This window comes from Paenibacillus mellifer (assembly GCF_023195895.1).
Classification (GTDB): domain Bacteria; phylum Bacillota; class Bacilli; order Paenibacillales; family Paenibacillaceae; genus Fontibacillus; species Fontibacillus mellifer.
Map to the genome: position 1 here is coordinate 138,047 of NZ_JALPRK010000001.1, position 14,294 is coordinate 152,340.

Sequence of the window (14,294 nt, forward strand, 5' to 3'; positions counted from 1 at the left end):
GGAGGCGTAAAGGTGAGAAGACGTTTACGGACAGGGAAGAAGACGCTTGCATTCATTCTGATGTTAGCGGGTACATTCGCTTTCTCCGGTCCCTTGGGATCGGCGCAGGCTGTACAGGCGGAGGAAGAAGCCGGGGCTTATGCTCGAAACGGCAATATCGTTCAGGCATCGAACGGAAGGGTTTCGTTGGTTTATGATTTGGCGCAAGGGACCGGCAGCTTGTCGTGGAATGGACAGCCGGTCGTGCAGCAGTTCGAGGCGAGCTTTCGGGAGAAAGGCGGCGAAACCCGCTCAACTCGGGATGCCGTGGAGAGCACAGCGGAGTGGAGCAAGCTGAAGCCGGACAAGTATGGCAAAAACGGCCGCAAGCTGACGATTCACAACCAACTGGAAACTGGCGAGCAAATTGATTTGAACTTTTACATGTACCCTAAGTTTTCGTACGTGCTTACGGATATGCAGGTGCAGCGGGGGGACGGGCTGACCGTGGAGCAACTGACGCCCGTGGACGCGCAGCGGATCGAGATCGGTGTGGGCGATGCGAAGAAGATCTTTACGACGCCGTATTCGAATAACTTCGATTTCGGGGTGGCCCCGGTCGACGATTTCGGCAAAAGCCAAAACGGAGCCGACCGCTTTGCCGGCGAGCAGCTGACCTGGGACGACTTCAACGGGATCAGCCATTGGGTCGCGGCGGTATTTGATAACGAGAACAAGCACGGCTTCGTTGGCGGGGCGGCCACCGTCCAGAATTGGAAAAGCAGCCAAAAGCTCGGCGAAGCCGAAATTCCGAACGGGCCGCTGACCGGATTTTCTTTGTACAACTGGGGCGGGAGTCATAGCGGTACGACGGTGTCTTCCGATCGGTTTTTCCTCGGGTATTATGACGACTACCAACTTGGCCTGGAGGAATACGGCACCGTTTATAACCAGGGTGAGCCTCATATGGAGTGGGACGGCGACGTGCCGATGGGATATAACACCTTCTACTCCCATGATCGCTATGCTACTGCGGAGGCCATGTATGCAATGGTCGATTACGTAGCGGAGCATTTAAAACCGCTGGGGTATGACTATTTCAATCTGGACGGCGGTTTTCAAGTGGAAAGCGGACTGCCTTTTGAACAATCGATCACCAAATTCATCGACTACGTGCATGCCAAAGGGCTGAAAGCAGGCGGATATTCGACGCCGTTTACGATTTATGAGGAATGGCTCGATTTACCGATCGAAGGTACGGGCTTGACTCATCGCGACATCTGCCTGAAGGACGAGCAGGGGAAACTGATCAAAACGTATCTGGGTACGTATGCGCTGGATCTCAGTCACCCGGTTTCCCAGCAAATCGTGAAGCGGAACATCGACGATTATATCCGTTGGGGTTACGACTACATCAAACTGGACTTCATCGATATGGGCATGTATGAAGGTCAACATTACGATCCGACGGTGAACGGAATGCAGAACTACCGGATCGGGATGGGGATCATCCGCGACGCCGTGTTGGCGGCGGACCGGCCGATTTACATCAACGAGTCGATCGCGCCGCTGCTGCCGGCCGCGTTCGCCCATGGCCGGCGGGCGGCTTGCGACACGTCGCTTGGCGTAGCCAGCTATTCCGGCATTGAGCGGCAGGCGTTTAATACCGCGGCTTCGTGGTGGACGAACGGAACGCTCTATGAATACAACGACCCGGACATGATCATTCCGCAATACGTGATCCAAGGGTTCTGGTACAAATTCAGCCAGCAGGATGCCAAGTTGTTAAATACCGCGGTGACGATGGGCGGGGGGCATTATTTGATTGGCGATAACTTGCCTTTTATCGACGAGGACCGGTTGGCTTGGTTGTACAATGAGGAACTGCTTGGTTTGGTGAAAAAAGGGCAGGCGGCGAAACCGCTGCAGATGACTGACTTTTACCATCATGAGGCACATTCTCCTGCCGTCACGGTGCTGACGGAGGGGAAAGACAACCGCGTGGTCGGGTTGTCCAACTGGACGAACGAGGCGCAGGACCTCCAGGTTGATTTGGTCGATCTGGGACTCAAACCAAACAAAAAATACCGGCTGACCGAGCTCTATAGCGGGCGCTCGCTTGGCACAGTGCAGGGAACGTTCACGTACTCGCTGGAAGCGAAGGGTTCGACCGTCATTCAAATCGAGGGTTCGGGTAAACCGGAACCTGTGGATCCGCTGCCGTTGAATCTGGCCTTAGGGAAGCCGGTTAACGTCTCCTCAACCTGGGGCGATCCCGGGTATGAAGCCGATAAACTGACCGACGGCGATCTCACGACACGCTGGAATGCGGCTGATGGGCAACAAAACGACCAATGGGCGGAAATTGATTTTGGCACGGAAACGAAGGTGAACCGGGTCGTCGTCAAGGAGTTCCGGGATCCGAATTTCAAAACGGCCAACTATACACTCCAGTATTGGGATGGCTCGGCTTACCGGAACATTACGAAAGGTTTCACGTTAGGCGATAACCGGACGTTGACGTTCCCGGAGGTTACGACATCCAAGCTGAGACTTTACCTGAATACGAACTATGGTGTGCCTTCGATCTATGAGCTGGAAGCCTATTACGTTCCTGGGGAGAGCGGCAGCCGTATCGATCAGGATGACAGCGATCTTGGATATGATTATTACTCCGACGTTCGGGCAGGAATTCAGCGGATGCAGACCTTCACGTTAGAGCATGCGGATTTGCCGAAACTGGATGTCTACATTTACGAGAGCTATCGGAATGAGGTGCCGAAAGACGCTTATTATTTCGAGCTGGTCGTGCTGGACGATCAGGGCCAACCGGCGGAGAAGTTGTTTACAGCTTCGCTTCCGGCTTACAACATCCCGGGTTCGATCTCGCCGTATTCGATTTACCCTCAGTTAAAAGGATTGGATACGAGCAAAACGTATGGTTTGATCCTGAAATCGCCGGGCTCCGACTATACGCCAAGCACGGACAACAACTACGGGTTTGCCTACAGCGACGCCGACCCTTATGCGGGCGGGGAAGCGAATTTATCTACGGATGGCGGGTTAACCTGGACCGCGGAATCGAATCGGGATTTGATCTTTACGCTGTATACGTCCGCGGATTGGGAGGATGAGGAAACACCATAAGGTGAAACTGCAGGGGGAAGGCCGTGGGGCCTTTCCTCTGTTTTTTTTGAGTTGAGTTGGTGACAACCTCCTATTTCGATATACTGATACCAAACTCATTTCGCCGGCTCGGTCTGGACTCCCCGCAAAACCGGTGCGCGGAAAGTCGGATGGGGCCGAAGGACTCTTGTTATGCTGGGAACCAGAGGAGGTGCAAACGATGGATGTGCTAAAAAATATGAACGAAGCGTTGAACTATATTGAGTGGAATTTGACGAACGAAATCGCTTATGAGGAAGTAGCCCGGATCGCCGTTTGCTCGGAATACCATTTCAAGCGGATGTTTTCGTTCCTGGCCGGGATCCCGCTGTCGGAGTATATCCGCCGCCGCCGGCTGACGCTGGCTGCTTTCGAGCTGCAGCAGGGGCCGGTACGGGTGATCGACCTGGCGGTCAAATACGGTTACGGTTCCGCCGACGCGTTTACCCGGGCATTCCAAGGCCTGCATGGGATCACGCCGTCGGAAGCGAAAGATCCGGGTTCGCCGCTCAAAGCTTATCCTCGGATGACCTTCCAACTCACCATACAAGGAGGAAACGAAATGAATTATCGGATCGTGGACAAGGAAGCTTTTCGGATCGTCGGCCTGCACAAACGGGTACCGATCCAATTTCAAGGGGTTAATCCGCAAATTGCGGAAATGGCGCAAAGCTTAACCCCGGAGAGGATTGCTCAGTTGAAGGGGCTTTCTGATCTCGAACCCGCCGGGATGATCAGCGCGTCGGCCAATTTCTCGGAGGGGCGCATGGAGGAGCAGGGGGAGCTGGACCATTACCTCGGAGTGGCTACAACACACGCTTGCCCGGATGGCTATGCCTCGCTGGAGGTGGCCGCTTCGACGTGGGCGGTGTTTACCGCGGTCGGCCCGTTCCCGGAGACGCTGCAAAACGTATGGGGACGAATTTATTCGGAGTGGTTCCCGTCCGCTCATTACGAGCTGGCCGAAGGGCCGGAACTCTTGTGGAACGAAAGTCCGGACACATCGCTGCCCGATTACCGAAGCGAAATCTGGATTCCGGTATTGCGTAAAGGCTGAAGCTCCAACTGAGCTATGGTTGTTCTCCGGCCTTAACCTATAGTAATATCTGCTAAGAGAGTGTTGAGCAGATATGCTATACAGGAAGGAAGTAGGAGAACCATGGATAACGACAAACGCAAAGTGGGAGTTTTGTTTGTATGCCTGGGGAACATTTGCCGTTCGCCCATGGCGGAAGCCGTCTTTCGGCATCTAGTTACCGAAGCGGGATTAGGCGAGAAGTTTGTGATCGATTCGGCGGGAACCGGGAATTGGCATACGGGGAATCCGCCGCATCACGGCACGCGCCGCATTTTGGACCAGTACAGCATATCCTATGAGGGATTGCAAGCACGACAGGTGGCACAGGACGATTTTGACAAATTCGACTATATCATCGCGATGGATAACCAAAATGAACGCGATTTGAAAGCGCTGGCTCGGCAGGCTGATGCGAGGATCGTGAAGCTGCTGGACCTGGTGTCAGAGTCGCAACTTAAGGAGGTCCCCGATCCGTATTACACGGGGAACTTCGAAGAGGTTTACGGCCTGGTACAGCAGGGCTGCGGCGCTTTACTGGAGTTGATCCGGCGGGAACAAGCGCTGGGGTAAGCTTAAGCCGGTCTAAGTTGGCCTAGGCGGGTGGCGCTTGGCGGCCAGATGCGTGCAGCGGCGCTCGACCGTGAGGAAATGTTGCAAATAGGGCAACATTTTCGCAGGCAAAACCGCCGAATCGGCTGAAATGTTGCAATAACTGCAACATTTCGGCGGCGTAACGGCGGCAAGAGCTGAAAATGTTGCATTAAATGCAACATTTCTCCCTTAACCCGCCCCGCGAGAGCAAAATGATGCACAAAATGCAACATTGTGCTCTTTCGGCTACTGGTGGAGGAACGTCCGCCCGCTCACACTCGCGAGTTACCAGCAAGCAAGTTAATGTGAGTGTAAGTACGCAAACATCCCCACACAACAAACAACCCGTCCGGCAACCGCCGCGACGGGTTTCTTCATATAAACCAAAGTTAACTTTTGATCGCGCCCATCATGATCCCTTTGACGAAATACTTTTGCACGAACGGATACACCATGATGATCGGCAGGGTCGCGACCATCGTGACCGCCATTCGGATGCTTTCGCTGGAAACCGGGATCCGTTTGGCGTTTTGCGCCATCTGCTGAGCATCGGTCATCATTCCGCCAGTTTGGAACTGGTTCAGGATTTTGACCAGGACGGCCTGCAGCGTCTTGAGCTCCGGCTTGTAGGTGTAAATATAAGAATCGTACCAGGAATTCCAATGGCCGATGGCCAGGAACAACCCGATTGTCGCCAGCACGGGCACGCACAGCGGGAGAACGATGCGGATGAAGATCTGCAGGTCGTTGGCGCCATCGATTTTGGCCGACTCCTCGATCTCACCGGGCAACTGCTCGATGAAGGTACGCACGAGGATCATCAGGAACACGCCGATCAGACCCGGGAAGATAAACACCCAGAACGAATCGATCAAACCCAGCGCTTTGATGACCATATACGTCGGAATCAAGCCGCCGCCAAAATACATCGTGAAGACAAAGAAAAACGAGAAATACTTCCAACCGAGCAGATACCGCTTGCTTAAGGTGTAAGCCAGCATGGAGATGCAGACGATCGACACCGCGGTCCCGATCACCGTCCGCAGCGCCGTTACCTGCAGTGCGCTCCAGATTTCCGGGTTCCGGAAGATTGTGACGTAACTGGCGAACGTAAACTCCCGCGGCCAGTAATACAGGTTGCCGCGCAGCGAGTCGGTGGCATCGTTCAGCGAGATGATGAGAATGTTCCAGAACGGGTAAAACGTGACGAGAAAGATACCCGTCAGGAACAGATACAGCGCCGCGTCAAACAGGTACTCGGTAATCGTCTTTTGGTTTTTCATGCAGTTCCCTCCATGCCAGGTTTAGAACAAGGACTGGCCGTTGATTTTTTTCGCGATGTTATTGACGATCACCACGATGATAAAGGCGACAACCGAGCTGAACATGCCCACGGCGGCGGCGTACGAGAACATGCCGTTCTGAATCCCGTAGCGGAACGAGTAGGTCGAGAGCACGTCGGAGTAGTCCTTCGTCAGATCGTTCCCCAGCAGGAAGTGCTGGTCGAACCCGGCATTCAGAATGCCGCCCATGGCGAGAATCAGCAGGATGACGATCGTCGGTTTCAGATGCGGGAGCGTGATAAACCGAATCTGCTTAAATCGGTTCGCTCCGTCCACCTTAGCGGCCTCGTATAATTCCGGGTTGATCGAAGAGATAGCCGCCAAATACATAATCGAGCTGTAGCCCATATCCTTCCACGTGTTGCCCAGCGCAACGATCCACCAGAAGTACTTGCCGTTCTGCAGGAACAAGATGCTTTCATTGGTGATGTGAAAAAATTTCAGCAGCGCGTTCACCGCACCGTCCGAGGACAGCAGCGTGACGATAATGTTGGCCGCAATAACCCAAGAGATGAAATACGGCAAATACGAGGACGTTTGCACGATTTTTTTGAATTGGACGTTCTTGATTTCGTTTATCGCCAGCGCGATCAGAATCGGCATCGGAAACGAGAATAAAAGCGTGATTAACGTCGAAGCCAACGTGTTGCGCATAATGATCAGGAAATCGCCGTTATTGAAAAAATAACGTAACCACTGCAACCCCACGAATTCGCTGTGGAACAGGCTGTACCAGAAACGACCCAACGTCGGTTGGTAGTTCACGAACGACATATACAATCCGGCCATGGGGGTATAGGCGAATAGGATCGCCCAGATCAACGCCGGCAGCATCAAGAGGAACAAGTATTTTTGCTGTTTGAAGACGGGCCATAATTTACGGCGCGGAATTTTCAGTTCCGTACCTTCGCGTAGATTCAAGTCGGTTTGCATAACGGCACCTCGCATTGGTTTCTTAGTAGTGGCATTCAGCATTACTGCTTAAAAAAATTATAAGACCCCCGAAAATTCAATGTCGATAAAGCAATGTATCGAATCATGCTTGAAAATAACTTTCATGCGAAAGGAGGATTCAGTTCGCCTGCATGTAAGCGCTATAATCAAAGAGGAGGCAGTACAAGGAACTGCCTAACCTTACGGTTATTAGATACGGAAAGGCTGCATACGAAGGGGGCTTGCGGACATGTACAGCATTTTTCTGGTGGACGACGAGGAATTGGAATTGGAGATGATGCGGGACTTCATCCGTTGGGAGGATATGGGGATTTACGTGGCCGGTGTCGGCATCAACGGGAAGGACGCTCAGGAGAAAATTCATGCCATTCAACCCGACATCGTGCTGACGGACGTACAGATGCCGCTAATGGACGGTCTGGAGCTGGCGAAGTGGGTCAGCGAACACTACGACTGGATGCAGATCGTCTTCTTGACCGGTCACGACGAATTCAGTTATGTCAAATCGGCCTTGCACGTCGGCGCGGTCGGTTATTTACTTAAACCGCTGGACCTGGAGGAAATTGCCGGGGTGATGGGACGAGTGAAGCAGAAGTGCGAAGAGGTGCGTTTAAAATATAAATCGATCCAAATGACCAAAGCCAAGCTGTTAAAAGAGCTGCTTCATGAAAAAGACCCCGCCCGGCGGGAGCAATTCGCCGCCCAGCTCGGCAAGCTGGAACGGCGGGAAACCGCCGGTTCTTACACGCTGGCGCTCTGCAGCGTAGACCATTTCACCGGCGGTGAAGAAACATCCACCGTCCGGGGCAGCGAACAATCGGAAGCGGCAATCTCCCGGCTTCCGGAGGTGGCGGAGGAGTATTTCCACGCCGTTCGCAAGGACGCCGTGGTCGCCGCACTTCAGGAAGGGGAGCTCGTGATCTTTATCGAGGCGGAGTCCGGAAGCCAGCCGAGTGTGACACGGGAGCAGTGGGGTACGCTGCAGCAGACGATTCGGGGTCAGCTCGGGCTGTCGGTAACGCTGGCGGTTGGCAATGAAGAAGCGGATCCCGTCGGTATCGCCAGGCTATATGAACAGGCGCGTGGCCTGCGGGACGAGAGGTTCTATCTTGAGCCGGGACAGATCATTGATGCCGGGGATGTCAAACCGGGGTATCGTTATGACACGCTGCCGCCTTTCCCTGAGCAGGAGTGGCTGGAGGCGCTGCAGCAGCTTCGCGGCGAAGAAGCGGAAGGCATGTTACGTGAATTCCTCGCAAATGTGCGTCAGCTGCGCATTGACAAGCCGCTTGTGTACGAGTGGGCAATCGACCTGCTGACCCGACTGGAGGAACGACTTCACAGCCCCAGCCTGCAAGGCCATGCTGAACCGGTCAAACGAGCGGTCCTCTATCAATCCGTTTATGACTGCCAGACGCTGCAGGAGATGGAGGCTAACATCCGGCGGGCAACCTCGCACTATTTGAACCTCTTGATGGAGCGGTCTACGGACAAAAACGCCAAGCTTGTGCATCAAGTCTGTCAGATTATCGACCAGACGTTTCATGAACCGATTACCATCCAAAGCTTGTCCAGTCAGGTTTATTTGTCGCCAAACTATTTGCGGTCCATTTTCCGGGATAAAACCGGCATGACCATTCATGACTACCTGACACGGATTCGCCTGGAGAAATCCAAGGAGATGTTAGCGGATCCATCTCTAAAAGTGCAGGATATCGCCCAGAAGATCGGCTATGAGAGCACATCCTATTTCATTTCCTTATTCCTAAAAAATCAAGGAGTCACGCCCAATGAATATCGAAAAAACCTTTAGGGAGACGGACGGCGGGAGTCCTGTATTTCGGCGATTATCTCTGTTCAAGCACCATTGGATTGCCAATCTCCGCTTGCGTAACAAGCTGTTTATTATTTTCCTGATCGTGTCCTTCATCCCGTGCTCTGTGCTGATTTATTATTCCTATACCTCCACGCGGGACACGATCACCGAGCAGACGTACGCTTCGTTAAGCGGCACGTTAAATCAGATCAATACGAACCTTGAAAACCGGCTGGGTTACTATGAGCAGCTGACGAATATTTTGTATATGGACGCGCAGCTGCGGAATTTTTTGTCCAATGATTACGAACAAGCTTTTTATTATCTGGATGCGTTCCAGTATATCAATCGTACGATGTCCTCCATGTTGATTTCTAACGCGAATATTCAGGGGATCACCATTTACATCGATAACAAGACGTTATATTCCGATAAACAGTACATTAAATACACGGAGGAGCTGCCGGAAACGGTGAAGCAGCAAGCGCTGAATGCGGCGGGCAGCCCGGTTTACATTCATATCGATGATCCCCAGACGGGGCCGTCCTACGTTACGCTGGCACGCTCGCTTAGTTATTTCAGCCTGATGCATCCTTACGGCATTCTGACGATCAATATCGACGACAAGGAAATCTATTCCCTGATCGAAAAAGAAAATGTCAATAAGAGCGTTTACATCATCGACAACACGGGTCGCGTGATCAGCTCCGGAGATGCGGCGATGAAGGGACGGCAGCTTTTTGACGTCTATCCGATTCAAGCGGATTTGACGTTGTCCGGCGGGAAGTTCGACACGCGGATCGACGGTCAGGAACGGTTTTTTACGTACAAAAAGCTTAGCAATGGCTGGACGACGGTGATTACCGTCCCGTATGACGAACTGTTGGCCAATACAAACAAGGCGACCAAGCGCATTGTCTGGATTTCCATCACGGTGATCGCGGTAGCGGCGTTGCTGATTTTCGTGACGGCCAAGGTGATTACGAAGCGAATTGAGGTGCTGCTGCAGCAAATTCGCAAGGTGGAGCGGGGGAATTTCCAAGTCAAACGCAAACCGATGGGCAACGATGAGATCGGGCAGTTGTCCTACGCGTTTCAGAAGATGGCCACGCGAATCCAGGAGCTGATCGACGAGGTGTACGTCAAGGAAATCGCCGTGAAGGATTCGGAGTTGACGACGCTGCAGGCGCAGATCAATCCGCATTTTTTGTATAACACGTTGTCTTCGATCTCCTCGCTTGCTTTGAAGGAAGGCAGCAACCAGGTTTATCAGATGGTCAGCCACTTATCGAAGTATTATCGGATCTCCCTGAACAAAGGGAAAAGGGTTGTCCTGTTGGAACAGGAAATCCAGCTGGTCAAAAACTATGTTTCGATCCAGGAGATTCGGTTCCGCGGGATGCTTCATATGCATTACGATTTGGACGAGTCGTTGTTTAACCGGACGGTTATTAAGCTGATCCTGCAGCCGTTTATCGAGAACTGCATCAATCATGCGATCTGGAACGAAGCTGGTATTCATATTAACGTTAAGCTGAAGGCGGAAGGCGAGGATCTCCTGCTGAAGGTCATCGACGACGGGCAGGGGATGACCCGTGAGCGGCTCGAAGAAGCGTTCAACAAAGCCAGCAATCAATCCGGTTATGGCATCAAAAACGTTGACGACCGAATCAAGCTGGCCTATGGAGAACAATATGGAGTGGAAATCTTCAGCCGGCTGGGGATCGGGACGAATGTGACGATTCGCCTGCCGCTGAATCCGAACGCATCCGAGCTCGAAACCCGGCTGAACATGGGCTGAATATGGACCGCACATAGGCTGAATAGCGGCCTAATCGATGAAAGTCGTTTTCCACTATGAATAGTAACATTGCGTTATGGATAAACAGGGTGGGGCTTTTTACAATTGAGGTGAGCTTGAGGTCCAAGCGCAAAAGCACAAGAGAGGGGTTTACGCGAATGAAGAAGAAGCTGCTATTCATGGTATCCTCTATGATGATCCTCGCCCTGCTTGCAGGCTGCGGGTCCGGGAACGCCCCGTCGGCCGGGGGGAATTCGCCCGCGGCGAACGGAGGAACAAACGGGGAGGCACCGGCGGATGATAAATCGCCGATCACGTTAACGTTGTTTGACCAGAACACGGGGGATCCTTTTACAAACCCGGTAGCGAAAGCGATTACAGAAAAAACCGGCGTGACGGTAGAGATCCAACAGCCGACCGGGAATCCGGCGGAGAAGCTGAACCTGATGCTGGCGAGCAACGACTTGCCGGACATCGTGTTGATGAGCCGCGGCAGCGACATTATGAACAAGTATATTTCCTCGGGAGCCGTTATTCCGTTGGATGACTTGATCGAGAAGTACGGACCGAACATCAAGAAGATGTACGGGGATACGTTGAAGAAGACGCGCAGTTCGGACGGGAAGAACTACTATTTGGCTAACTGGTACGGGCTGGAGCAGTATCCGGTGTTCGGCTTCCTGATGCGGATGGATTTGATGAAGGAGCTGGGCGTAGGGGATAAGGTGAACAACGGCGAGCCGTTTACGGCCGAAGAGTTCGAGAACCTGCTGAAGGCGTTTAAGGAGAAATACCCGACGATCGACGGCAAGGAAACGATCCCAATGACGCTGAACGGCGAGAACATGAGCGGCGTGACCGGGACGTTCAAAGGGATGTTTGGCATTATGCCATTTTACGAGAAAGACGGCAAGCTGCTGAAGGATATCCGCGATCCACGGTATTTGGACATGATGAAATATATGAATTCCCTGTATCGCCAAGGCTTGCTCGACAAAGAGTGGGTGACGATGAAGACGAAGCAATATGAGCAGAAGCTGGGGGCAGGGAATATCTTCGCCACGGCCGATGCGGGCTGGAACGTAGGGACGTCCAATGGTTTGTTGAAGGCGGATGCCCCAGACCCGGCCAAAGCGGAGGAGAGACAGTTCTACCAATATAAAGTGCTGGCGCCGGGCGTTGGGCCGGACCAAACCTCTTACGGGCCAAAGAGTTCGCTCGGTTGGGACGGCATCACCATCAGCAAAACGAACAAGGATCCGGTACGCACAATCAAGTTCCTCGATTTCCTCGCCAGCGAGGAAGGGCAATATATGATGATGTGGGGCGTAGAAGGCGAGCATTGGGACATGAAGGACGGCAAGCATGTGCCGCGTCAGGAAGTATTGGATGCCTTCAAGAAGGATTGGGCGGAAGCTTCCCGCACGACCGGGATCCGCAAATGGACCTGGACGATCAAGAACGGACCGGGCTCCGACGGTACGCCGTATGACCTGATCGGCCGCGGCATGACCGATCCGACAACCGATCTTGCGATCAAGAACCTCGCGGACACGTCGTTCGACACGGCCCCTTACGATAGTCTTGGCCCGGCCGGCGGTACGCCGGAAGCGATCATGGAGACGAAGGTTAACGAAACGATTAACGAGTTCTTCCTGAAGATGGCCCTGGCTCCAAGCGAGCAGGAGTTGGTCACCTTGTATGACACCATGATGAAGCAAGTGGATGCTGCGGGCTTGCCGAAACTGGAGGAAGTCTACAACAAGAACTACGAAGAGCGTATGAAATTGTGGGAATAGAGCGCTAGGGCAGAGTGACGCGAGCGGCGGGGGACTGGGTTCCTCCGCCGGCTCGCGTTTTTTTGGGGGAGCTGGGTGGTGGTGCCAATGAACCTCTGCCACCCCCACCTGCGACGGCAAATGTTGCAGTTTGTACAACATTCTAATCGGGACCACGGGGGTTCCGGCTAAAATGTTGCATAAAGTGCAGCATCTTTGCGGCGGTGGGCCCAAACTGCCATAAAATCGGCCGGGCCCCCGAATATTGGACACTTTAGGATCAAACCTAAGATAGACGCAGTTAAACGGCGATTTTAAACGCGTTTACTTCGTTTCTCTCCAATTTCACTGCAAATTTAGTGGGAGAGTAGCCGTATAAACTCATGTGAATTCGGCGGTTATTGTAAAAGTCCATGAATTGGTCAAGAACATCGAATGCTTCTTCAAAACTCATAAAGACGTGCCGCTTGAAACACTCACGCTCCAAGATACTGTGAAATGACTCAATGTACGCATTTTTGTTTGGAGTTCGGTTCGGTGTTCTCTCATGGATCAATAACTCTTTGTTGTTCTCGAAAAACTCTCTAAACTTGTGGCTCTTGAATTGCGGGCCATTGTCGGTACGAACAACCAGCGGTGTTTCTTGGTTGTACACACCTCTTTTTAAGAGGGCTTTGTGTAGTGTGGTAAGCAGATCCTTCGTCTTGGACTCCTTACCGCGGTATTGTCCAACTACATTTCGGTCGTATACATCGATAATACTTGCGGTATAAAAGTAACGTTCCAGGCCGGCGATATAACCATATTTAATATCCATCTGCCACAGCTGGTTGGGTCCTGTAACCTCCATATTGTTGGCCAGACGGCGTGGATAAGACTGTTTAGGTTTTACCGGCTTGCCTAGGATATCGAGATCCTTGCAGAGCCTGTACACCTTCTTCTTGTTAATCTTAAGATGATGCTGCCGGCGTAAGGCAATCGTGAGTTTTCGGTATCCATAGGCGGATTCCTCACCTTCCAGCAGCTTCATAATCAGGTGTTTAATCCGCGTATCGGTCACTTTCTTCCCATCAAAGGTATAGGAGTATCCGGGTACGGGACGCCCGCCTTGAGGGGCTTGTTTAGGATTCGTAAGCTTGAGCGAATAGTAGTACGATGAACGCGGAACACCACAGATCTTAAGCACAGGAGCTACCTTGTAGCCCTTTAGGATCCATTTTCGGGCCACTTGAATTGGATGTGGGGATACTTTTTTTTTACAAGATCTCGAAGTATCGCGATCTCCAGTTCTTTCTCGCCAAGGAGTTTCGCTGCCTGTTCATATTTCTGCTCCCACTCTTGAGCTGTCTGTGGATCATTAAGATGCTTTATGTCCTTTTTCTTACCCACGTTTATCTCCACCTCATCCCTATATTGTTTCACCCACTTGTACAAGGAATAGGGGGAGATTCCATGTTTACGAGCAGTTAAAGCCACATTCCCCCGGTCCAGTGCTTCCTCGACGACCTGTATTCTTAATTCGTCGAACTTGCTGTGCTGAACTCTCATACGGACTACCTCCAGCTATATTTATTGTATATTGTTTAGCCTGAAAGTGTCCAAAGTGATTAGGGGGCTTTATACAAATGTTGCACTAAGTGCAACATTTTATGGTTTAGGGTGTCAAGTGAGCCCGAAATGTTGCAGGAATTGCAACATTGGCTTGCTATCACCCGCAGCGCACAATACCGGCTAGTCAAAAAAGTCGTTTCCCGCTATCGATCGGAAGATCGTAGCATGGAACCCAGTG

Annotated in this window: 10 protein-coding genes; 6 read left to right on the forward strand and 4 right to left on the reverse strand. The window is 52.3% G+C overall.

From position 1 onward, the window contains the following. Positions 1 to 12 precede the first annotated feature (12 nt). The 3 genes from M0651_RS00610 to M0651_RS00620 all read left to right on the forward strand — a co-directional run bounded on the left by M0651_RS00610 (position 13) and on the right by M0651_RS00620 (position 4,792). Positions 13 to 3,126 (forward strand): discoidin domain-containing protein, encoded by a 3,114-nt coding sequence (locus M0651_RS00610; RefSeq protein ID WP_248549927.1) that lies wholly within the window; start codon positions 13 to 15, stop codon positions 3,124 to 3,126. A 199-nt stretch (positions 3,127 to 3,325) separates the two neighbouring features. Continuing rightward, positions 3,326 to 4,201, forward strand: a complete 876-nt coding sequence (locus M0651_RS00615; protein ID WP_248549928.1) for an AraC family transcriptional regulator — start codon at positions 3,326 to 3,328, stop codon at positions 4,199 to 4,201. A 102-nt stretch (positions 4,202 to 4,303) separates the two neighbouring features. Beyond that, positions 4,304 to 4,792: a low molecular weight protein-tyrosine-phosphatase gene (locus tag M0651_RS00620; protein ID WP_248549929.1), complete on the forward strand. Its 489-nt coding sequence runs from the start codon at positions 4,304 to 4,306 to the stop codon at positions 4,790 to 4,792. Positions 4,793 to 5,202: 410 nt separating this feature from the next. On the opposite strand, the gene M0651_RS00625 is transcribed toward M0651_RS00620, so the two are convergent. Together M0651_RS00625 and M0651_RS00630 are read right to left on the reverse strand one after the other, a co-directional pair. Next, positions 5,203 to 6,096 carry a carbohydrate ABC transporter permease gene (locus M0651_RS00625; RefSeq protein ID WP_248549930.1) on the reverse strand — a complete coding sequence of 298 codons (894 nt, stop codon included), beginning with the start codon at positions 6,094 to 6,096 and terminating at the stop codon, positions 5,203 to 5,205. A 21-nt stretch (positions 6,097 to 6,117) separates the two neighbouring features. After that, positions 6,118 to 7,089, reverse strand: coding sequence for an ABC transporter permease (locus tag M0651_RS00630; protein ID WP_248549931.1), 972 nt, complete (start codon positions 7,087 to 7,089; stop codon positions 6,118 to 6,120). A gap of 250 nt (positions 7,090 to 7,339) precedes the next feature. On the opposite strand from M0651_RS00630, the gene M0651_RS00635 reads away from it, so the two are divergent. From M0651_RS00635 to M0651_RS00645, 3 genes are all read left to right on the forward strand, one after another. Then, positions 7,340 to 8,923 (forward strand): response regulator, encoded by a 1,584-nt coding sequence (locus M0651_RS00635; protein WP_248549932.1) that lies wholly within the window; start codon positions 7,340 to 7,342, stop codon positions 8,921 to 8,923. Further along, positions 8,901 to 10,727 (forward strand): sensor histidine kinase, encoded by a 1,827-nt coding sequence (locus M0651_RS00640; RefSeq protein WP_248549933.1) that lies wholly within the window; start codon positions 8,901 to 8,903, stop codon positions 10,725 to 10,727. Before M0651_RS00635 ends, M0651_RS00640 begins: the two co-directional genes overlap by 23 nt. A 158-nt stretch (positions 10,728 to 10,885) precedes the next feature. Continuing rightward, positions 10,886 to 12,526 carry an extracellular solute-binding protein gene (locus M0651_RS00645; RefSeq protein ID WP_372490857.1) on the forward strand — a complete coding sequence of 547 codons (1,641 nt, stop codon included), beginning with the start codon at positions 10,886 to 10,888 and terminating at the stop codon, positions 12,524 to 12,526. Between the two features lie 280 nt (positions 12,527 to 12,806). On the opposite strand, the gene M0651_RS00650 is transcribed toward M0651_RS00645, so the two are convergent. Together M0651_RS00650 and M0651_RS00655 are read right to left on the reverse strand one after the other, a co-directional pair. Then, positions 12,807 to 13,691, reverse strand: a complete 885-nt coding sequence (locus tag M0651_RS00650) for an IS3 family transposase (protein WP_248549934.1) — start codon at positions 13,689 to 13,691, stop codon at positions 12,807 to 12,809. 20 nt (positions 13,692 to 13,711) lie between these two features. Beyond that, a complete protein-coding gene (locus M0651_RS00655) occupies positions 13,712 to 14,053 on the reverse strand; it encodes a helix-turn-helix domain-containing protein (RefSeq protein WP_248549935.1) in 342 nt (113 codons plus the stop codon). Positions 14,054 to 14,294: the final 241 nt, after the last annotated feature.